Annotated in this window: 21 protein-coding genes; 12 read left to right on the top strand and 9 right to left on the bottom strand. The window is 64.0% G+C overall.

All coding sequences use genetic code 11. The features are described from left to right. Window positions 1-82 precede the first annotated feature (82 nt). The 9 genes from J2W49_RS05435 (at window position 83) to J2W49_RS05395 (ending at window position 8,676) form a co-directional block, all read left to right on the top strand. A complete protein-coding gene (locus tag J2W49_RS05435; RefSeq protein ID WP_310312655.1) occupies window positions 83-1,042 on the top strand; it encodes a Bug family tripartite tricarboxylate transporter substrate binding protein in 960 nt (319 codons plus the stop codon). A 32-nt stretch (window positions 1,043-1,074) separates the two neighbouring features. After that, complete coding sequence (locus J2W49_RS05430; RefSeq protein ID WP_310312652.1) at window positions 1,075-1,536, top strand: tripartite tricarboxylate transporter TctB family protein; 462 nt, start codon at window positions 1,075-1,077, stop codon at window positions 1,534-1,536. A gap of 3 nt (window positions 1,537-1,539) precedes the next feature. Continuing rightward, window positions 1,540-3,051 (top strand): tripartite tricarboxylate transporter permease, encoded by a 1,512-nt coding sequence (locus tag J2W49_RS05425; protein ID WP_310312648.1) that lies wholly within the window; start codon window positions 1,540-1,542, stop codon window positions 3,049-3,051. Window positions 3,052-3,136: 85 nt separating this feature from the next. After that, the gene (locus J2W49_RS05420; protein ID WP_310312646.1) at window positions 3,137-3,820 is read left to right on the top strand and encodes an RraA family protein; all 684 of its coding nucleotides are present in this window, start codon (window positions 3,137-3,139) and stop codon (window positions 3,818-3,820) included. After that, complete coding sequence (locus tag J2W49_RS05415) at window positions 3,817-4,755, top strand: NAD(P)-dependent oxidoreductase (RefSeq protein WP_310312643.1); 939 nt, start codon at window positions 3,817-3,819, stop codon at window positions 4,753-4,755. The genes J2W49_RS05420 and J2W49_RS05415 overlap by 4 nt, the downstream gene beginning before the upstream one ends. 64 nt (window positions 4,756-4,819) lie before the next feature. After that, window positions 4,820-5,800: a Bug family tripartite tricarboxylate transporter substrate binding protein gene (locus tag J2W49_RS05410; protein ID WP_310312640.1), complete on the top strand. Its 981-nt coding sequence runs from the start codon at window positions 4,820-4,822 to the stop codon at window positions 5,798-5,800. Between the two features lie 34 nt (window positions 5,801-5,834). Beyond that, window positions 5,835-6,761 carry an SMP-30/gluconolactonase/LRE family protein gene (locus tag J2W49_RS05405; RefSeq protein WP_310312637.1) on the top strand — a complete coding sequence of 309 codons (927 nt, stop codon included), beginning with the start codon at window positions 5,835-5,837 and terminating at the stop codon, window positions 6,759-6,761. Window positions 6,762-6,838: 77 nt separating this feature from the next. Continuing rightward, on the top strand, window positions 6,839-7,822 hold the full coding sequence (locus J2W49_RS05400; protein ID WP_310312634.1) for a Bug family tripartite tricarboxylate transporter substrate binding protein: 984 nt from the start codon (window positions 6,839-6,841) through the stop codon (window positions 7,820-7,822). A 29-nt stretch (window positions 7,823-7,851) separates the two neighbouring features. Beyond that, entirely contained in the window at window positions 7,852-8,676 is an 825-nt protein-coding gene (locus J2W49_RS05395) for an amidohydrolase family protein (protein ID WP_310312631.1), read from the top strand. Window positions 8,677-8,951: 275 nt separating this feature from the next. On the opposite strand, the gene J2W49_RS05390 is transcribed toward J2W49_RS05395, so the two are convergent. The 5 genes from J2W49_RS05390 to J2W49_RS05370 all read right to left on the bottom strand — a co-directional run bounded on the left by J2W49_RS05390 (window position 8,952) and on the right by J2W49_RS05370 (window position 13,550). After that, window positions 8,952-9,377, bottom strand: a complete 426-nt coding sequence (locus tag J2W49_RS05390; RefSeq protein ID WP_310312628.1) for a DUF3597 domain-containing protein — start codon at window positions 9,375-9,377, stop codon at window positions 8,952-8,954. A 138-nt stretch (window positions 9,378-9,515) separates the two neighbouring features. After that, the gene (locus J2W49_RS05385) at window positions 9,516-10,334 is read right to left on the bottom strand and encodes a hypothetical protein (RefSeq protein WP_310312625.1); all 819 of its coding nucleotides are present in this window, start codon (window positions 10,332-10,334) and stop codon (window positions 9,516-9,518) included. Between the two features lie 11 nt (window positions 10,335-10,345). Beyond that, window positions 10,346-11,635 (bottom strand): NAD(P)/FAD-dependent oxidoreductase, encoded by a 1,290-nt coding sequence (locus J2W49_RS05380; protein WP_310312621.1) that lies wholly within the window; start codon window positions 11,633-11,635, stop codon window positions 10,346-10,348. Further along, a complete protein-coding gene (locus tag J2W49_RS05375) occupies window positions 11,632-12,609 on the bottom strand; it encodes a 4-hydroxyproline epimerase (protein WP_310312618.1) in 978 nt (325 codons plus the stop codon). Before J2W49_RS05375 ends, J2W49_RS05380 begins: the two co-directional genes overlap by 4 nt. A 2-nt stretch (window positions 12,610-12,611) precedes the next feature. Then, on the bottom strand, window positions 12,612-13,550 hold the full coding sequence (locus J2W49_RS05370) for a dihydrodipicolinate synthase family protein (RefSeq protein ID WP_310312615.1): 939 nt from the start codon (window positions 13,548-13,550) through the stop codon (window positions 12,612-12,614). Window positions 13,551-13,686: 136 nt separating this feature from the next. Here J2W49_RS05370 and J2W49_RS05365 point away from each other — a divergent pair, with 136 nt between their 5' ends. Continuing rightward, window positions 13,687-14,430, top strand: coding sequence for an AraC family transcriptional regulator (locus J2W49_RS05365; RefSeq protein WP_310312612.1), 744 nt, complete (start codon window positions 13,687-13,689; stop codon window positions 14,428-14,430). Window positions 14,431-14,432: 2 nt separating this feature from the next. Here J2W49_RS05365 and J2W49_RS05360 read toward each other — a convergent pair whose 3' ends face one another. The 3 genes from J2W49_RS05360 to J2W49_RS05350 all read right to left on the bottom strand — a co-directional run bounded on the left by J2W49_RS05360 (window position 14,433) and on the right by J2W49_RS05350 (window position 16,767). Continuing rightward, a complete protein-coding gene (locus tag J2W49_RS05360; RefSeq protein WP_310313744.1) occupies window positions 14,433-15,185 on the bottom strand; it encodes an ABC transporter substrate-binding protein in 753 nt (250 codons plus the stop codon). A 65-nt stretch (window positions 15,186-15,250) separates the two neighbouring features. After that, on the bottom strand, window positions 15,251-16,033 hold the full coding sequence (locus J2W49_RS05355) for an ABC transporter ATP-binding protein (RefSeq protein ID WP_310312608.1): 783 nt from the start codon (window positions 16,031-16,033) through the stop codon (window positions 15,251-15,253). Next, window positions 16,030-16,767, bottom strand: a complete 738-nt coding sequence (locus J2W49_RS05350) for an ABC transporter permease (RefSeq protein WP_310312606.1) — start codon at window positions 16,765-16,767, stop codon at window positions 16,030-16,032. Before J2W49_RS05350 ends, J2W49_RS05355 begins: the two co-directional genes overlap by 4 nt. A 116-nt stretch (window positions 16,768-16,883) precedes the next feature. Here J2W49_RS05350 and J2W49_RS05345 point away from each other — a divergent pair, with 116 nt between their 5' ends. Continuing rightward, complete coding sequence (locus J2W49_RS05345; RefSeq protein WP_310312603.1) at window positions 16,884-18,017, top strand: substrate-binding domain-containing protein; 1,134 nt, start codon at window positions 16,884-16,886, stop codon at window positions 18,015-18,017. A 7-nt stretch (window positions 18,018-18,024) separates the two neighbouring features. Here the strand turns inward: J2W49_RS05345 and coaBC are convergent, their stop codons facing one another. Beyond that, a complete protein-coding gene (coaBC, locus tag J2W49_RS05340; RefSeq protein ID WP_310312600.1) occupies window positions 18,025-19,251 on the bottom strand; it encodes a bifunctional phosphopantothenoylcysteine decarboxylase/phosphopantothenate--cysteine ligase CoaBC in 1,227 nt (408 codons plus the stop codon). Window positions 19,252-19,393: 142 nt separating this feature from the next. On the opposite strand from coaBC, the gene J2W49_RS05335 reads away from it, so the two are divergent. Beyond that, entirely contained in the window at window positions 19,394-21,055 is a 1,662-nt protein-coding gene (locus J2W49_RS05335; protein ID WP_310312597.1) for a CTP synthase, read from the top strand. Window positions 21,056-21,065: the final 10 nt, after the last annotated feature.

The following is a 21,065-nucleotide window of genomic DNA, read 5'->3' as shown; positions in this document are numbered from 1 at the left end:
CAATTGTCGTCGTGTTTCAACAATCAGCACTCCCGTCAACGCTGCGTCATGACGGCGCAGACAACATTAGGAGACAAACGACATGAAGACCACACGGCGCCTGCTGCTTGCGCTGGCTACCAGCTTTCTGGCCGCCTCGGCTTTCGCGCAAGCCAGCTTTCCGGACAAACCCATCAAGCTCATTGTGCCGTTCCCCCCGGGCGGCGGTACCGACATCATCAGTCGGGTGATCGGCGACAAGCTTTCGACCACGCTGGGCTGGAAGATCGTGATCGAGAACAAGGCCGGTGCCGGTGGCACGCTAGGTCTGGACGCTGCAGCAAGGGCCAGGCCCGACGGGTACACGATGGTCATGGGACAGACCAGCAACATGTCCATAGCGCCCTCACTGATGTCTGGCCTTCCGTACGACCCGGTCAAGGACTTCACGCCGGTGACGCTGGTCAGCGAAGTGCCGCTGGCCATCGCAGTGGGTGTCGACTCGCCAATCAAGACATTTGCCGATCTTGTGAATGCGGCCAAGGCAGACCCGGGCAAGCTGTTGATGGCCTCCCCCGGCAACGCCACCGTTGCGCACCTGACGGGTGAGTATCTGCAGAAGGCCGTTGGCATCAGCTACAAGCATGTGCCATACAAGGGAACTTCCCAGGCCCTGCCGGACGTGATCAGTGGCCGAGCCACCTTCTTTGTGGCTTCGGTGGAGTCGGTGCGCGGGCCAATCAAGGCCGGCCAGTTGCGTGCGATTGCCGTGACCTCGGCCAAGCGTATCGCTGATTGGCCAACCGTGCCGACGGTGGCCGAGTCGGGCTTCCCCGGTTTCGCTGCGGTCACCTGGTTCGGCATTGCAGTGCCTGCCGGCACGCCGGATGCCGTGGTGTCGCAAATGAACACCGAAATCACCAAGGTGCTGCAAGCACCGGACGTGCGCGAGAAGCTTGAAGGCGGCATCGTTACCGGTCCGGCCGCTTTTGCCGCGGCGATCAAGAGCGATCACGACAAATGGGCTGGTGTGATCAAGGAAGCCGGCATCAAGGGCCAGTGAGCCATTTCATGAGCATCTGAAGGCAGACAGGCATGAGCACCAAGTTCCCCAACAACCGCGACGCACTGGCCGGCCTGCTCTTTATGGCGCTGGGCACCATCGGCTTCTTCGTCGCGCTGTCTTACCCGTTCGGCAGCCTCCAGGAAATGGGGCCGGGCTTCTTCCCACGCGTTCTGGGGGTGATCCTGATCGGCTTCGGCATCGTCACCCTGCTCAAGGGACTGCGGTCCGGTGAGCAGGTCGACGGTTCCTGGAGCTGGTTGCCGCTTTTGCTGCTGGCTGTTGCGCTGGTCGCTTTTGGCTGGCTCATGGAGCGCTTCGGCCTGCTGCCTGCACTCGTCGTTCTGATCGTGACGAGTGCGCGGGCGGGCAAGGAGTTCCGGTGGAAAGAAGCCGTCGTGCTCACTGTGATTCTGTGCCTGATGGCCGTGGCCATCTTCGTCTGGGGACTGGGCCTGCCTTATTCCTTGTTTTCCTTCGAGCTGGGGCACTGATCCATGGACGTCATTTCAAATCTCTCGCTCGGGTTCGGGGTCGCTTTCACGCTGCAGAATCTGGCGTACTGCTTCCTGGGCGTGCTGCTGGGTACGCTGATCGGTGTGCTTCCAGGCGTTGGCCCGCTGGTGACGATTGCCATGCTGTTGCCGATCACCTTCGGTCTCGATCCGGTGAGCTCGCTGATCATGCTTGCGGGCATCTTCTATGGTGCGCAGTATGGTGGCTCGACCACGGCGATTCTGGTCAACATGCCCGGCGAAGCCTCGTCCGCCGTGACGGCAATCGATGGCTACCAGATGGCACGGCAGGGCCGCGCGGGTCCGGCGCTCGCGATCGCGGCGGTTTCTTCTTTCGTGGCCGGCACGATCTCCACGCTGGTGGTGGCCTTCTTTGGCCCGCTGATTGGCACATGGGCACTGGAATTCGGCGCCGCAGAGTACTTCTCTTTGATGTTCATGGGCCTGGTGTTCTCGGCCGTACTGGCGCATGGCGACCTCGTCAAGTCGCTGGCCATGGTGGCTGCCGGGCTGATGCTTGGCATCGTGGGCACCGACGTCACATCGGGCCTGCCGCGCTTCTCGTTCGGCGTGTCGGAGCTGCTCGATGGTGTGGGTTTCACCGTCATCGCCGTGGGCCTCTTCGCAGTTGCCGAGATCGTCCAGAACGTCTCCAGGACCGAGAAGGTCGAGATCTTCTCCAAGGACATCAAGAACCTGATGCCCACCTGGGCAGACATGAAGGCGGCCTGGAAGCCCACCTTGCGCGGCACGGCGCTGGGTTCGTTCTTCGGCGCGCTGCCAGGCATCACAGCCTCCGTAGCGTCGTTCTCGGCATACATGCTGGAGAAGAAGCTGGCCAAGGATCCCTCCCGATTCGGCAAAGGTGCCATCGAAGGCGTCGCAGCACCCGAGGCGGCCAACAACGCCGCCGCGCAGACCCACTTCATCCCTACCCTGACCCTGGGCATCCCGGCCACCGCCGTCATGGCACTCATGCTGGGCGCGCTGACCATGCAGGGCATCCAGCCCGGTCCAGAGGTCATGAATTCCAGACCCGAACTGTTCTGGGGTCTGGTGGCCAGCATGTTCGTTGGCAACGCGCTGCTGCTGGTACTCAACCTGCCCTTGGTGGGCCTGTGGGCGCGCTTGACCCAGGTGCCGTACCGCTGGTTGTTCCCGGCCATCATGATGTTCGCCGCGCTGGGCAACTACAGCCTTAACAACAGCGCCATGGACGTCTACCTCTGTGCCGCCACCGGCATTCTGGGCTACGTCATGGCCAAGCTCGAATGTCATCCGGCGCCGCTGATCCTGGGTTTTGTGCTCGGACCCATGCTGGAAGAGAACCTGCGCCGCGCCTTGCTGATGTCGGACGGCAGCTTCGCTGTATTCGTCACGCGCCCGATCAGCCTCACTTTCCTGCTCGTCACCTGCGTGCTGTTCCTCGCCATGGTGCTGCCCTCGGTGCGGCGCAGGCGCGATCTGGCCACCGCTGGCGATGGATCGGACTGATCGACCCCCACAGATCGCCACTGGCACCAGAACACCCTGTCTCCGCGTCCGCGTTTGACGCCCTTCATCTCCGTCAAGGAATCCCATGTCCCAATCCGACATCATCAAAGACTTCCCGCGCGTCGCGCCCCAGCTGGTCGCTCAGGCGACCCAGTACCAGCCAGCCATCTTTTCCGACATCAACGGCCGCCGTGGGGCGCTGCACGGCCGTATCAAGGCGCTACGTCCGCGCATGAAGGTGGCTGGTCCGGCCTTCACCGTGGAGGTGCGTCCCGGCGACAACCTGATGATCCACGCCGCCATGGCGCTGGCCAAACCCGGCGACGTGCTGGTGATCGACGGCAAAGGCGACCAGACCTCGGCCCTGATGGGCACCATCATGATGACCGCCTGCCGTCAACTTGGCCTCGCTGGCGTGGTGATGGACGGTGCTGTGCGCGACAGCCTGGAGATCGACGAGATGGACTACCCGGTCTTCTCGGTCGGCACCAACCCCAATGGCCCGACCAAGAACAACGCTGGACGCATCGGCCATCCGATCAGCGTGGGCGGTGTGACGGTGAAGCCTGGTGACTTTGTCATCGGAGACTGTGATGGCGTGGTGGTGGTGGAACGCGAGTCGCTGGCCGGACTGCTTCCGCTCGCCGAACACAAGGTAAATGCCGAAGCCAAGCGCATTGCCCAGATCAAAGACGGCAACACCTCGGCCGCCTGGCTGAACGCCTCACTGGTCACGGCCGGTGTGCTCAAAGCGGGAGAGACACTGTGAGCACGCAACCCGTCATCCTCGTCACCGGAGCCGATCTGGCACCGCAGGCGCTCGCCTTGCTGAGCGACTTCGAGGTGGTGTTTGCCGGCAAGACACCGCAACTGTCGGATGTCGCAGCCCTCGCCAGGCAACACAACCCGGTGGGTATCATCGTGCGCTACAGCGGCGTGAACGCCGAGGTGATGGACGCGGCGCCCGCGCTGCGCGTGATCTCCAAGCACGGCAGTGGCACCGACACCATCGACAAGGCGGCTGCGGCTGCACGCGGCATCGTTGTCACGGCCGCCGTGGGCGCCAACGCCGCAGCCGTGGCCGAGCAGGCCATGGCGATGCTGCTGGCCTGCGCCAAGTCGGTCGTGCAGCTCAATGCTCGCATGCACGACGGTCACTGGGACAAGGCCACGCACAAGAGCCTGGAGCTGGGCGGCCGCACGGTCGGCCTAGTGGGCCTGGGTGCGATCGGCCTGCGCTTCGCAACGATGGCCCATGCAATGGGCATGCACGTGATCGGCTTCGACCCGTTCGCGAAGAACCTGCCTGAGTATGTGACGGCAGTGGACCTGGCGACGATCTGGAGCGAAGCCGACGCCATCTCGTTGCACTGCCCGCTCACACCCGAGAACAAAGGCCTGCTCAACGCCGAGACGCTGGCCCGGTGCAAGCCCGGTGTGATCGTGGTGAACACCGCACGCGGCGGACTGATCGATGAGCCAGCGCTTCTGGCTGCGGTGCAGAGCGGCCAGGTCGGCATGGCCGCTCTCGACAGCTTTTGCGTCGAGCCCATGAGCCACCCGCACATCTTTCATCATCAACCGGGCTTCGTTCTCAGCCCCCACATCGGCGGTGTGACCAGCGACGCCTACGTGAACATGGGGGTCGCGGCGGCCCGAAACACGTTGGACGCTCTGAAGACCCTTGTCAGTGCCATCCATTGAGTTCACCTGGTGGGCATCCCCCCACCTCATTGAGACCCCGCCTTTCAACCAGCAGGAGACAAAGATGCAATTTACCCTTCTTCGCCGCAGCCTCTTGGCATGCGCCGCCCTCACCGTCCTGGGCCTTTCGGTGGCCCACGCCCAGAGCGACTGGCCCAATCGCGTTGTCAAGATCATCGTGCCCTATGCGCCTGGCGGCGCCGTCGACGTGGTGACGCGCAAGATGGCCCAAAAGCTCAGTGAACAGACCGGCCAGAGTTTCATTGTCGAGAACAAGGCAGGCGCCACCGGCACCATCGGCACCAACCAGGTGGCGCAGTCTGCAGGCGATGGCTATACCCTGCTGGCCAACGACACCACCTATTCGCTGCTGCCGCATATCTTCAAGAAGCTGCCCTTCGACCATGCGACCCAATTGGTTCCGGTGGGCGCCTACGTCTTTGCGCCAATGGGTCTGGTGGTCAATGCGCAATCACCGCACAAGACCTTGGCCGATCTCACCACAAAGGCCAAGAGCGCACCCGACACGGTGAGCTACGGCACGGGAGGCCCTGGCACAACGCCACACTTCGCCAGTGAGGCACTGGGCATCGCAGCGGGTGTGAAGTTCATGCACGTCCCGTTCAAGGGTGCCGCCGAGGCCACCGTGGGCGTGCTTTCAAACGCCATCGAGTTTCAGATTGCTTCCACCACCGGACTCATGAGCAACGTGCAGGGCGGTCGGATGCGGATGCTGGCGGTCAGCGGGGACCAGCGCCTTCCCGCTCTTCCGGATGTACCAACTTTCAAGGAGTCCAATATCGGCTGGTCGGGCGTGGTCAACTGGACCGGTCTCTGGGCGCCCAAAGGGACCCCGGTCGAAGTACTTGAGCGCCTGCACAAGGAAATCGAGAAGGCCATGGCCAGCGAAGACATGAAGAGCTTTGCAGTGGGCATGGGCGCCGAGGCACGCCAGGTCACCGGGCCAGCGTTTGCGACGATCCTCAAGGACAGCACCGACAGCTGGGGTAAGGTCGTTGCAAATACCGCTTTCGAAAAGCGTTGAAAGCGTCCCAACCCAACCAGATCCCGCTGCCACCATGTTGCTGCTCAACTCTCCCAAACTGCGTCCGCTGGATGCCTGGACAAGCTTGCCCTCCCGGTTCAGGCAGAAGCGACGCACCGGCTGGAGCGACGCCAACATGGGCGGGCGCGATGTCGACTCGTTCCTGGAGGGACCGGTGTTTGATAGCGCCGGCAATCTGTATGTGACCGACATCCCGTTCGGCCGCGTGTTCCGCATCGACCCTCAGGGCGATTGGGACTTGGTGGCGCAATGGGATGGCGAGCCCAATGGCATGAAGTTCCTGAACGCCACTGAACTGCTGGTCACCGACTACCGCAACGGCCTGATGGTGGTGGACAGCCACAGCGGTGCGGTTCGTCCTTACCTGGGGCGGCGCAACACCGAGAGCTTCAAAGGGCTGAACGACCTCACCTTTGACTCGCATGGCAACCTGTACTTCACCGACCAGGGTCAGACCGGCCTGCACGATCCTACGGGCCGCGTCTACCGGCTCAGCCCTTCCGGTCGTTTGGATCTGTTGCTGAGCAACGTGCCGAGCCCCAATGGCATCGTGCTGTCGCTCGACGAGAAATTCCTGTTCGTGGCTGCCACGCGCGGCAACTGCGTCTGGCGCATGCCGCTGCTGGCCGACGGCGGTGTGTCCAAGGCCGGGCAGTTCTTCACGTCTTATGGCCCGAGTGGCCCGGATGGATTGGCGATGGACGGTGCCGGACGTCTGCTCGTGGCAAACCCCGGTCTGGCCTATGTGTGGGTCCTCAACCACCGGGCTGAGCCGGTGCAGGTGTTGACCACGGACACCGGGGCATCGCTGACCAACCTGGCCTTTGGCGGTGCAGACCGCAGAACCTTGTATTGCACCGAGTCAACCAGCGGCGTCATCCTGCGTGCCGATATGGACGAGGCCGGAACCCTGGTTCACGCAGGGAGCCACCACCCATAACGAACGGCCAGCAACGAACCAACGCTTGCCAACGCCTGTCCGCATTACGGACATCAACCATGAATGGAGACATCACCATGAACCCGATATCCCGTCGCTCCCTGGCACTCGTCGTCAGCCTCTGTGCCCTGGCACCTCATGCAATGGTGCAGGCGCAGTCGACCTATCCAAGCCGTCCGATCAAGCTGATCGTGCCGTTCCCACCTGGAGGCAACGTGGATGTCAGTGCCCGCATACTTGCTCCTGAGTTTCAGAAGGTTCTGGGCCAACCGGTCATCGTCGACAACAAGGCGGGCGCCAGTGGCACGCTGGGCCTCGACGCAGTTGCCAAGTCGCCCCCCGATGGTTACACCCTCGGTGTCGCTTCGCCGATCAACCACCTGACGGCGCCTTCCCTATATCCCAAGTTGCCCTATGACTCGATCAAGGATTTCACGCCGGTCGGTCTGATCGCCAGTGTGCCCATGGTGCTTGTGGTGGGGCCTTCCATGTCTGCCCGCTCGGTGCAGGAGTTGTTGACTGCCGCCAAAGTAAAGCCAGGTGGAATGACTATGGCTTCTGCTGGAAACGGCAGCGGAAATCACATCGTCGGGGAGCTTTTTCAGGATGCCACCGGCGTGCGCTTTGCGCACATTCCCTACAAAGGCAGTGCGCCGGCGAACTCTGATCTGATGGGAGGGCATGTCGACCTGCATTTCGACCAGCTCTCGTCGGTCCTGCCCATGATCAATGGCGGCAAGCTGCGACCGCTCGCCGTCACCACCATCACCCGTTCGGAGCAGCTTGCTGATGTTCCGACGTTGGCCGAATCGGGTGTGCCAAACTTTGACGCATCCACCACACTCGGGCTTGTGCTGCCCGGGGGCGCGTCGACCGAACTGGTAGGCAAGCTGAACCAGGCGCTCATCACGGTGCTGAAGAACCCGGCGGTGAAAGAAGCGTTCGCCCGTCTGGGTTCGGAAGCCCGCGAGAGTTCCCCGGCCGAGTACGCGACGTTCATCCGCAGTGAGATCGACCGCACGGCGCGCATCGTGAAAGAAGCCAAGATCACGCGCGACTGAAGCAAAGAAACGCAACCGCAGCCAACACTGTGATCATCGATTGTCACTTTCACGTCGTCGCACCGGCCGATGACTCCCCGATGGTGGCAGGGCGTTCCTATACGCCTGAGCCCGCATCCCTCGATGACTGGAAGGCAACTCTGGAACCCGTGGGAGTCACACACGGCGTGGTGGTTCAACCCAGCTTTTACGGTACAGACAACAGGGTCTTGTTGCGCACTTTGGGGCAGACGCCAAACCGGTTGGTCGGGGTGGCGGCCGTTGACATCGATGTGGACGACGCGGCGTTGAATCGATTGACTGCCGCTGGTGTCAAGGGTGTTCGGATGGCGCACTTCGAAGAAGGTGATCCGCGCTGCGGGGGTGGCTTTGTGAGGTTCTCGGCGTTCCAGCAACTGTTGCAGCGGCTGCGAGACCACAACCTCCATCTGCAGTTGTTCACCGACAGCCGGCTGCTGCCAGGCATCGCCGATCAGTTGGCCAACGCCGACATATCCATCGTCATCGACCACATGGGCCGCGCACCGGCCGATCTCGGGCCTGATCACGACGGCATTCGAGCAATGCGGGGATTGCTGTCGCTGGGCCAGGTGTGGATCAAACTGTCCGGCATCGCGAACTTATCGAACCAGGCTCCCGAGTTCGCGAACGTGCGCTCCATTCATGAGTCTCTGATCGATGCTCGCCCTGATCGCCTGATATGGGGTTCAGACTGGCCCCACACCAAGCCTTATGGACAAAAGCCGAGCGCCCTGCAACTGCTGCGTCTGTTTCAAAGTTGGACGCCAAAGAATTTTCAGCCGAGGATATTGAAGGACAACCCGGCAAAGCTCTATGGCTTTGCCGAACCTTGAATCGAATCGCTGGCGGTACGTCATCCCATGTGGTAGCTCAGGCCTCTCAGAGGAGATTGAGGCGTCGCGACCTCGCCAGTAGTGGCCCGATGTTCCGCATGGACGACGACCTGTCTCCCACTGCGCCGCTTCGCCAGTCGCTCTTCCGCGTGGTGTGGGCGTACCCACCGACGGCAATCGCTGCACACCCGACGCCCACAGGCCCTGTCCGAGCACCAGTTGCAGGTCGAAATGCCCCACCCGCAACTGGGCAGCTTTGGCCAGCGGCCCCAGCCTCAGTCCAGCAACTCTTTCGGAATGTTGCCGCCATTGGCCGCAATGTGCGCCAGCACGTTCTTGTGCAGCCACATGTTCATCTTGGCCGAGTCGGCCATCAGCTCGTCGGGGCAATAGAGCTCCTTGGCCAGTTCCTTACGGGCGGCCAGGCTGCTGTCCATGTCGAGCAGCTTGAGCAGATCGACGATGGAGGTGCGCCAGTTGAGCTTCTGCGGGTTGGCCGCGGCGCGCTTTTCCATCTGTGCGACCACGTCGACCATGGTGATGGACGCCACGGCGGGGGCAGCCACCGGGGCGGGTGCGGCAACCGCAGCGGGGGCGGCAGCTGGTGCCGGGGCCGCGGTGGCAGGCGCGGGCGCGGGAACGGGGTCGGCCTTGGCGCTGCCGATGCCCAGTTTTTCGAGAATGTTGTTGAAAAGTCCCATGAAGTACTCCTTGGTGAATGTTGATGGAAATCCGGTACGCAATCAGTATGGCGGCAGAAACATGAAAGTCACAAGCGCGGCATGAACTGGCGCTGGCCGGCTTCCCCCAGGTGTGCGATACGAACGTTTCCGTGGCGTCTACACGCCAGATGGGGTTTCGCCATCAACGGGGCGCCGGCCGCCCCATCCGGGCGTGGAAATGGCACGCCAGCCCCACCATACCCCCAGCAGCACCAACAGGGGCAGCACAATGGTCTGTGCAACGAACACCACGATCAGGTCGATCACGTGCGACACCACCCGCTCGGCATCGCGCTTGAGTTCTTCGATTTTTTCCCCCAGCTTCTCGCGCAGGTCCCACCAGGGCGTGCTGGAACCCGTGCCGCTGCCCAGGGCGCCCAGTTCGGCCGTCGACAATTCAATGGCCTGCTGGCTGGCCGCGTACTTGTCGGCCATGAAGACCCGATGACTGAGCTCGCTGGTGATCGCGACCACCGGGACCAGAAACCGCACGATCAGGAGCGCCATCAGCAGCCGACCCACCCAGGGAGGCGCGGCTCCCTGCCTCAGCTTCAGCCACGCCCAGCCCACCAGCAACACGGTCAGCAAAAGCGACACCAGCCAGGTCGCACCCATCTGCATCAACAACAGCTGCACCCCAAACACCACGCTGACCACCAGCATCAGCTTGGCGAACTGCTCGATCAGGTCGTTGACCGGGTCCAGCACCTGCCCCAGCGCCAGGGTGACGTTGACGAACGCGCCGCCCGTGACTTCGGTGCCCTGAATGACCGAGATCACGGCGTTGAGGCCTCGTGCGGTAGCGAACGCAGCCAGCGCACGCTTCAACCCGGCTTCGGAATGGGCCACGGCCAGCTGATCCAGCGGCTGGTACCAGGCCAGACCCACCAGCACGACGACCAGGACCAACAACAGGGTTCGGTGCACGATTCGCATGGTTCAGCACCCTAGCACAGGCCGGCGTCCTGCCAACGAAAGCGGTCTGGCCGAAACGGCTCGAGTGCGATGGAAGGGCTTTGATCCGCCAGCAACTGGGCCACCAGATGCCCCGTGGCGGCGCTTTGGGTCAGGCCTAAATGCCCGTGCCCGAACGCGTACACCACCTGCCGGCTCGCCGTGGCGTGTCCGATGACCGGCAAGGAGTCTGGCAGCGAGGGGCGGTACCCCATCCATTGCGTGCCGCCCTCGGTGCGCAGCCCCGGCAGCAAGCGCGCAGCCTTGCCCAGCATGTGGGCCGATCGCTCGAAGTTGGGCGGCAGCTTGAGGCCCCCCAGCTCCACCGCACCGCCCACGCGGATGCCGGTGGACAGCGGGGTGACCACAAAGCCGTGGGCGCCAAAGATGATCTGGCGCTTGAGGTCGAACGCCCCGGGCGGTAGCGTGGTGTTGTAGCCGCGTTCGGTTTCCAGCGGAATGGCATCCCCCAGCTGGGCCGCGAGATGGCGCGACCATGCGCCGGTGGCGATCACCGCCTGCTTTGCATGAACGGCGCTGCCCTGCGCGAACCGCAGTTCCACACCGCCACGGCGCAGCGCGATGGACCGCACCTCCGCCTGCCGCCAGGCAGCGCCCGACTGCATCACATGGCGCCCCAGCGCCGAGGCCACTTCAAACGGGTCGCTCACGGTTTCCCAGTGCGGCACGAAGGTGCCCGCCACGATGGAATTGGCCAAGCCCGGTTGCAACGCCCGCAAACGCTCCCCTTTCACGTGCTCGAAGGCAATGCCCGCTTCGGCGCGCAACTGCCAGCCCGCGAGGTTCGACTGGAACTCCGCATCGCTTTCATAGACTTGCAAGGAGCCGTCCTGGTGGATCATGTGCGAAGCCTTCGCGCGCGCCAGCATGGTGTGAAACGCGGGCGCGGCCAGTCGCATCAGCTGCGTCTGCGCCTGCAGGCTCGCCCGGTAAGCCGAAGGCCGGCTGGCCAGGCCGAAGCGCGCCAGCCAGGGCAGCATCTGGAGCGCGTAACCCGGACGGATGGACAGCGGGCCCAGAGGATCGAGCAGCCAGCGCGGCGCCTGGCGCAGGATGCGCGGTGAGGCCAGGGGCAGGATGTCGGAAAAGGCCAGCGCGCCGGCGTTCTGGGCGCTGGTTTCCTGGGCAATGCCTTTGCGGTCAATCAGCAGCACCGAACGGCCCTGGGCCACCAGATGCATCGCCACCGACAGGCCAATGATGCCGGCGCCCACCACCGCCACGTCGGCGGGTGCGGGCTCGGGGCTGAAGTTTGAACTCATGCGTCGGGCGAACTCACCGAACGAAACGCCGCGGGCAGCAAGGGATCGGCCGGGTCGGCGATCAGCCGCGCTTCGGCGGTGACGTAGGCGCGGCCGGTGATGCTGGGGATGACGCCGTGTTCGGTGGCCTGGTAGCTGGCCTCGAAGCGGCTACCGATCACGCTTTCCTGCACCCAGGTCTGGCCCGGCTGCAACTTGCCGGCCGCGGCCAGGCAGGCCAGCTTGGCGCTGGTGCCGGTGCCACACGGAGAGCGGTCGTAGGCGCCTCCGGGGCACAGCACGAAGTTGCGGCTGTGCGCGTCGGCGGCCACCGCGGGGCCGAAGAACTCGATGTGGTCGATCTCGGCACCGTCACGCCCGGTGATGCCTTCGCGCACCAGCACGGCCTTGACGGCCTCGGCCTGGCGGGTGAGTTCGCCAATGTTCTGCAGCGTCAGCTCGCAAGGCGTGCTGTGGCACAGGAAGAACCAGTTGCCCCCCCAGGCGACATCGCCCACGATCCGCCCCAGGCCCGGCACGTCGATCGCCACGTCGCGCCGGAACACCAGGCTCTCGACGTTCTGGATCGTCACCTCGTTGGCGGAGCGGAGGTGCACGCTCACAACGCCGACCGGTGTTTCGAAGCGGTGCACACCGGGCGCGATGCGGCCCATGTGGGCGAGCGTGACGGCCGCGCCAATGGTGCCGTGGCCACACATGCCCAGGTAGCCGGTGTTGTTGAAGAAGATCAGGCCGACGGCGCAGTTGCTGTCCACCGGTTCACACAGCAAGGCGCCGACCACCGCGTCGTAGCCGCGCGGTTCGTTGGCGGCCAGGGCCCGGTAGTGGTCAAAGTCGCGGGCAAAGAGGGCCTTGCGTTCGCTCAGGGGGCCGTTGCCCAGCGGTGGCCCGCCAGCCACCACCAGGCGCGTGGGCTCACCCTCGGTATGGGAGTCGATGACCTGCATCTCGATCCGCGTCATGTTCGGTGCCATGGTCAGGCCCTCCCCAGCCAACTGGCGTACCAGCGTTTGAAGAGCTCAAGCTGGCTCGTGGCGTAGTTCTTCTGGCTGTCCGACAGCGCATCGCTGGGGTTGAAGTGCAAGCTGTAAGCCTTGTGGCCCTGCAGCACCATCAGGTGCTTGAAGTACAGCACCAGGTCCACGCCTTCATCAAAAGACGACAGCACCGCCAGCGCCGCCTCCAGCTCTTGCGCCTGCTGGCGGGCCAGCACGTCGCCACGGGCCGCCTGCTCGCACAAGGCCACCAGGTGCAGCACCTCTTGGGGCAGCACGTTGCCAATGCCGGTGATGGCGCCCTGGGCGCCGCAGTTGACAAAGCCGTGGAACACCTGCGTGTCCACCCCGACCATCAGAGTCACCCCTTCATCGCGCGAGGTGATATGCTCCGCCGCGTAGCGCAAGGAGGCCGCGCCGCCGAACTCCTTGAAGCCGACCAGATGGGGAAAACGCGAGCGAAGTTCGAAGAACAGGTCGGCCTTGGTTTCGTAGCCGTAGTAGGGGCTGTTGTAGATCACGCTGGGCAGGTCGACCGCCGCGCTCAGGATGTCGGCAAAGTGGGCGCGCTGGGCCGCCGCCGAGTTGCCGCGCGACAGCACGCGGGGAATGATCATCAGCCCCTGGGCGCCACAGGCCTTGGCGTGCGCGGCCAGCGCGCAGGCGCGCGCCGTGTTCTGCGCCCCGGTGCCCACGATCACGGGCAGGCCGGCCTTGCTCAGCCGCTCGACACCTTCCATGCGCTGCTCGTCGCTCAGCAAAGGCCAGTCGCCCATCGAGCCACAGTACACCAGGGCCGACATGCCGGCCTCAACAAGGTCTCGGCCGGTCTGGACCAGGGCATCGAAGTCCGGCTGCCGGTCGGGCGTGCAAGGGGTCATCAAGGCGGGGATCGTGCCGCTGAAAATGCTGCTGTTCATGGTTCGTGTGCTCCGTTCAAGTGACTGTCGGTGACTGTTAAGCTGCCGGCAGTCTCGCAGCTTGGGCGCTCCACGTCTTGTTGGAAAGTGGGGTGCCGACTGGGGAAATTGCACAAACCCTCGGGCCCTGAATGCCATGGATGTTTCTCTGCCAGCACCCCTGTCACCAGGGTTCCTGATCGCCCAGGGCTTGTTCCGGGGCGACCTGCTGTTCGACCACGTGCCCGATACCGTGTTCTTTCTGAAAGACGCGCAGGGGCGCTACACAGCGGTCAACCACACCCTGGTCAAGCGCTGCGGCTTCGAGCACAAGGCGGAGCTGATCGGCAAGACGGCGGAGCAGGTGTTCCCGCTCCCGCTGGGCTCCGGGTTCTCGCAGCAGGACCAGCGCGTTTTGCAAGGTGGTCCTGCGATCAACGCTCAGCTGGAGCTGCACCTGTACAGCAACCGCAAACCTGGCTGGTGCCTCACATGGAAGGTGGCGATCACCGACCCACAAGGCCACATCGTCGGGCTGGCCGGTCTGTCGCGCGACATCCAGCAGCCCATGGGTTCAACAAACGAGACCGCTGCGGTCTCGCGGGTCGTCGAGCATGTCGCACAGCACCTGGACTCACCATTGCATCTGGAAGAACTCGCGGCCCTGGCGGGCCTTTCCGTGTTCCAACTGGACCAGCGCATCCGTGGCCTGTTTGGCGTGACGGCAGGTCAATACGTGATCCGGGCGCGCATCGAGCGGGCGTGCGACTTGCTGCGCCACGGCCGGGACCCGATCAGCGAGATTGCCCTGGCGTGTGGCTACGCCGACCAGGCCTCGTTCACGCGCCAGTTCCGCAAATCGGTGGGGCTCACGCCTTCGGCCTACCGAGGGATGAAGTGAAGTCAGCGGGCTGCTGAGGTGGCGTTCGGGAAGAACAGCTGCTCGCCACCAATTTTGTAAGACGCAATAGCCTTCTGCCCTGCGTCGCCAGTCACCCAGTCCACGAACTTCTGGCCTTCGGCGGCTTTCACCTGCGGATGCTTGGCCGCGCTCACCAGCATCACGCCGTACTGGTTGAACAGACGCTTGTCGCCCTCAACCAGCACCGTCATTTCTCCCCGGTTCTTGAAGTTGAGCCAGGTGCCGCGGTCGGTCAAGGCGTATGCACCACTGCTGGAGGCGATGTTCAGCGCCGGCCCCATGCCACAGCCGCATTCCTTGTAGCCCGTTCCCTTGTTGGCATCGGTATCGGTCATCTTCCAGAAGCGCAGTTCAGCCGCGTGGGTGCCGCTCTTGTCGCCACGTGAAATGAACTCGGCATTGGCGCTGGCAATCTTCTTGAGTGCACTGACGACGTCACTGCCCTTGGTACCCACCGGATCGGTCTTGGGGCCCACCAGCACGAAGTCGTTGTACATGACCTCCTGTCGCTTGGCCGAAAACCCATCGGCCACGAACTTCTCTTCCGCCACCTTGTCGTGCACGAACAGCACGTCGGCATCCCCCCTACGCGCCATGTCGATGGCCTGGCCGGTGCCCAGCGCCACCACTTTCACATCAATGCCGCTGGCCTTCTTGAATTCGGGCAGCAGGAAAGAATACAGGCCAGACTGTTCGGTGGACGTGGTGGAAGCCACCACGATGCTTTGTGCCATGGCGCCGGCGCTGGCCAGCACGGCGGTACCGAACACGGCAGCGAGGGTCAAACGGCGGAATGCATTCACAAGCTTTCTCCTTGAACAAACAAATGGGCCTGCGGGCACAGGGCACGCAGTAGGTCGTGGTTGAAAAAATCGGTAACAGGCAGATCGGCCAGCAACTGGCCCTGCTCCAGATAGATCACCCGACTGGCCAGGCGCTTGACCTGACCCAGGTTGTGGCTGCTGAACACCAGCGTGGGGGGGCGACCTGCCGCCTCTTTGCCTTCTGATGCAGCGCCCTGCGTGAATTCGGCAATCAAGGCTTCCACTTCGCGTTTGGCGTGTGGGTCAAGGCTGGCGGTGGGTTCGTCCAGCAACCACACATCGGGCCTCAATGCCCAGGCTCGCGCCAGCGCCAGACGCTGCTGCTGCCCACCGGAGAGCGCCCGTGCATTGCGCTCGGCCAGATGGGTCATACCCACACGCGCCAGCGCTACCTGTGCCCGCTCGCGCGCTTCGCGCCAGGGAACACCCTGCAACCACAAGCCCAGCACGATGTTGCGAAGCACGCTCAGGCGCAACATGTGCGGGCGCTGAAACAGCATGGCCATGCGCAGGGTCGATGCGCGGTGAACCTCGCCGCCACTGGCTCGCTGCAGCCCATGCAGGGTGCGAAGCAAGGTGCTCTTGCCGCTGCCGTTGGCCCCCACCAAGGCCACTCGCTCGCCGGCCTGAACGCGCAGGTAGATGTCGCTTAGCGCATGCAGGCGCCCTGCAGTGCCCAGGTGCACCTGTACATTGCGCAAATCGAAGCACACCGTTGGCACCTGCGACGCGTGGGTCGCCACCGGCAAGCCGCTCATGCTGACACCGCCCCGGGCAAGGCCGTCTGCGCGCTGTCCGCCCGCTCGCGCCAACGGCGCAGCCCAGCCACCAGCGCGTTGAGCAAGAGCACCACCGCCAGCAGCACCAGACCCAGACCCAGGGCGAGCGGAAGGTCGCCTTTGCTGGTCTCCAGAGCGATGGCGGTGGTCATCACACGGGTGAAGCCTTCAATGTTGCCGCCCACTATCATCACGGCACCCACTTCGGAAATGGCGCGGCCAAACGCCGTGATCAACACGGTGAGCAGCGCGTAGCGCTCGTCCCAGACCAGCAACAGGCTGCGACTCGCTTTGCCCGCACCCAGCGAGGCCAGTTGCTCGCCATGGCTGCGATCGGCGTCTTCCACCACCTGGCGGGTGAGCGCGGTCACCAGCGGCAACACCAGGCAGGCCTGTGCCACCACCATCGCCTGGAAGCTGAACAGCCACCCCAGAAAGCCCAGCGGCCCTGAGCGGGAAAGCAGCAGGTAGACCACCAGGCCGACCACCACGGAAGGCACGGCCAGCGCGGTGTTCAGCAGGGTCAGCAACATGCCACGCCCAGCAAAGCGCGACACAGCCAACCAGGCTCCCAGCACCACGCCGGCTCCGCAGGCAATCAGGCATGCGGTGGAGCTGACCGCGAGCGAGCGCCACACCACCAGCCACAGACCTGGGTCGCCGGAAAGCACCAGTTGAAAGGCAGTGGCGATACTGTCAGAGAAGGTGTTCATGGCGCGGCTCAGCATACCGCTCAAAGACTTGCTGGGAAGTACGTGAAGACGCGGTATGAACACGCCAACATAGGCATGTTTTTGCATATGTCAGACCTTGAGGCACACTCGCGCCCATGAGAAAAGTCGAGCTTTCCTACGCACTGCACCACCAGCGAACAGGTGAGTCAGACTCGGCGGCCATGTTGCGCAACCCCATGATGGATGTGCTGCACGCAGTGCGCAGCCACGGCTCGATTTCTGCTGCGGCGCGGCACCTTGGCCTGTCGTACCGGCACGTGTGGGGACAACTCAAGCAGTGGGAAGCCGAGTTGGGCCAGGAGCTGATCGTGTGGGAGCGTGGTCAGGCGGCCCTGCTCAGCCCTTTTGGTCAGCGGCTGCTCATGGCAGAGCGGTTGGCACAAGCCCGGCTGGGACCGCAGATGGAGCACTTGCGAGCCGAGCTCGAACGCGCGTTTGCGCAAGCCTTTGAACCCGCCTCCGAGGCCGGGTCCAAGAGTCTGCTCACCCTTTACGCCAGCCACGACCATGCCCTCAACGCCTTGCAGGACATGGCCGCTGGATGGGGCCCTCAACAGGCTGACTCATTGAGGCAGGCGCTGCACCTGGATCTGCGTTTCTGCGGCAGTGTGGACGCAATCCGTGCCCTGAACGAAGGACGCTGCCAGCTCGCCGGCTTTCACACCCAGCCGTTCGCCGACACCAACAGCCTCAGTGCCCGCACCTACCGGCCGCTGCTCAAACCCGGATCGCACAAGATCATCGGGTTTGCGCGGCGATCACAAGGCCTGATGGTGGCGCCTGGCAACCCGCTGCGCCTGAGGAACATGCAAGACGTGGCTCGGCTTCAGGCCAGGTTCGTGAACCGCGCCAAGGGCACAGGCACGCGCCTGCTGCTGGACGAACTGCTGGAACAGAGCCAGCTGTTGCCGCAGGACATCGACGGGTTTGACAACGTGGAGGCTTCGCATGCCGCCGTGGCACAGGCGGTGGCCAGCGGGTCTGCCGATGCCGGGCTGGGCACCGAGTACGCTGCGCGCGAAGCAGGGCTGGATTTCGTGCCGCTCACCGAAGAGCGCTACCTGCTGGTGGGCCTCAAATCCGCGCTCGATCAGGCCCCGGTGAAGCAGTTGCTCGCGCTGTTGCGCAGCCCGTCATGGGGAAAGCGCCTGGCCGAACTGCCCGGCTATGCGCCCGATCACTGCGGTGAAGTGGCGGCCATGAAACGCCTGCTGCCCTGGTGGCGGTAGAAGAAACTCAAGCCGGCAGGCGACGTGCAATTTCAGCCACCAGCTGGCGCGCCAGCGCCAGCTTGGGCGCCCGCGGCAACTCGGTAGCGCCCTGCTCGTCCACCAGCAGCAGCGCGTTGTCGTCCTGACCAAACGTATCGGGCCCGATGTTGCCCACCAGCAAGGGCACGCCCTTGCGTTCGCGCTTGGCCTGGGCATGGGCCAGCAGGTCGTGGCTTTCGGCGGCGAAGCCCACGCAGTAGAGTTTGTGCTCGCGGGCGCGCGGGCTGCTGGCAATGTCGGCCAGGATGTCCGGATTCTCTACAAACGCGAGGGTGGGCACGGCACCAGAGCCGTCTTTCTTGATCTTCTGGTCGGTCGCTTCGGCCGGGCGCCAGTCGGCCACGGCGGCAGCAGAAATGAAAATCGTCGCGTTCTGGCTCAGCACATGGAGCGACTTCTGCATGTTCAACGCCGACTTCACGTTGATACGACCCACCCCGCGCGGCGTGGGCAAACTCACGGGGCCGGCCACCAGCGTCACGTGCGCGCCGGCCTCGTGCGCCGCGCGGGCAATGGCAAAACCCATCTTGCCGCTGGAGAGGTTGGTCAGGCCCCGCACCGGGTCGATGGCTTCAAAGGTGGGCCCGGCGCTGATCAGCACATGCTGGCCCGCCAGCACCTTGGGCGTGAAAAAGCGCACCAGTTCGTACAGCAGTTCGTCGGGCTCCAGCATGCGGCCGTCACCGGTTTCGCCGCAGGCCTGGTCACCGGCACCCACGTCGAGCACGGTAGCGCCATCCTGGCGCAGCTGGGCCACATTGCGCTGGGTGGCCGGGTGGGCCCACATTTCGCGGTTCATCGCAGGCGCCAGAATCAGCGGCACCTGATCAATAGGCCGGGCCAGGCACATCAGGCTGAGCAGGTCGTCGGCCCGGCCGTGCAGCAGCTTGGCCATGAAGTCCGCACTCGCAGGCGCCACAAAAATCGCATCGGCCTCGCGGCTGAGGTTGATGTGCGGCATGTTGTTGTCAATGCCAGCCGAGGTGCGCGCATCCCACTGCGAAGTGAACACCGGCCGCCCGGAGAGGGCCTGCATGGTCACCGGTGTGATGAACTGTTCGGCAGCCTCGGTCATGACCACCTGCACCGTGGCCCCCTGCTTGATCAGCGCCCGGCACAGTTCAGCCGCCTTGTAGCAGGCGATGCCACCCGAGAGCCCCAGGACGATGTGTTTGCCAGCCAGGTCATTCATGGCGGCAATGTAGCAGAGGGACCGTGCCCTTGCTGGCATCCGGCCAAGGCCTGCAAGCAGGGGTAACCGGCCCCGGGGCGCCAGCGTCCCCCCTCTATAATCGGCATTTCCACCTCCAGCGAGCGACAGGCTCGCCCGAGACATGACCAAATTTGTGTTCGTCACCGGCGGCGTGGTGTCCTCTTTAGGCAAGGGCATTGCGTCAGCATCTCTGGCCGCGATTCTTGAATCCCGCGGCCTCAAAGTCACCCTCATCAAGCTCGACCCGTACATCAACGTGGATCCGGGCACCATGTCGCCCTTCCAGCACGGCGAGGTCTTCGTGACCGACGACGGCGCCGAGACCGACCTGGACCTGGGCCACTATGAGCGTTTCATTGAAACGCGCATGAAAAAGACCAACAACTTCACCACCGGCAAGATCTACCAGTCGGTGCTGGAGAAGGAGCGCCGGGGCGACTACCTGGGCAAGACGGTGCAGGTGATCCCGCACGTCACCAATGAAATCCAGGAATTCATCAAGCGCGGTGCCGGCATCGGCACGCCAGACGCGGTGGATGTGGCGATAGTGGAAATCGGTGGCACTGTGGGCGACATCGAGTCGTTGCCTTTCCTGGAAGCCGTGCGCCAGATGAGCCTGCGCATGGGGCCGAACAACGCGGCCTTCGTGCACCTGACCTACCTGCCCTGGATCGCTGCCGCCGGCGAGCTGAAAACCAAGCCCACACAGCACACCGTACAGAAGCTGCGCGAGATCGGCATCCAGGCCGACGCCCTGCTCTGCCGCGCCGACCGCCGCATTCCTGAAGAAGAACGCGCCAAGATTTCGCTGTTCACCAACGTGCCCGAATGGGGCGTGATCAGCATGTGGGACGTGGACACCATCTACAAGGTGCCGCGCATGCTGCACGAGCAGGGCCTGGACGGCCTGATCTGCGACAAGCTGCGCCTGAACACGCCGCCCACCAGCCTCAAGCGCTGGGACGAACTGGTGTACGAGACCGAGCACCCGCAGGGCGAAATCACCATTGCCATGGTGGGCAAGTACGTCGACCTGTCCGACAGCTACAAGTCGGTCAACGAGGCCTTGCGCCACGCCGGCATGCGCAACCACGTGCGCGTGAAGATCGAGCACGTCGACTCCGAAACCATCGAAGGCGACGCATCGGAACGCCTGGCCCGCTACGACGCGATTCTGGTGCCCGGGGGTTTTGGCATGCGCGGGGTGGAGGGCAAGATCGCCACCGCCCGCTTTGCCCGTGAGCACAAGGTGCCTTACCTGGGCATCTGCCTGGGCATGCAGGTGGCCACCATCGAATATGCGCGCCATGTGGCCGGCCTCACCCACGCCAACAGCACCGAATTCGACCCGAACACGCCGCACCCGGTGATCGCGCTCATCACCGAGTGGAAAGACGCCGACGGCAGCATCCAGAAACGCAGCGCCAGCTCCGACCTGGGCGGTACCATGCGCCTGGGCGCACAGAGCTCCGACGTGCAACCCGGCACCCTGGCGCACAGCATCTACGGCAATATCGTCACCGAGCGCCACCGCCACAGGTACGAGGCCAACGTGAACTACCTCGATCAGTTGCGTGCAGCCGGCCTGGTGATCTCCGCCCTCACTCAGCGCGAGCAACTCACGGAAATCGTCGAATTGCCCCAGTCGGAACACCCCTGGTTCATCGGCGTGCAGTTCCACCCGGAATTCAAGTCCACGCCCTGGAGCGGCCACCCGCTCTTCAACGCCTTCATCAAGGCGGCGGTTGAACACCAGCAAAGCCGACAGGCTGTGCCGGCCTGAAAGCAATCAT

Source organism: Hydrogenophaga palleronii (assembly GCF_031457455.1).
Classification (GTDB): Bacteria; Pseudomonadota; Gammaproteobacteria; order Burkholderiales; family Burkholderiaceae_C; genus Hydrogenophaga; species Hydrogenophaga palleronii_A.
Note: the sequence above shows the minus strand (reverse complement) of the source record. Positions and strands in the feature narration are given on the sequence as shown.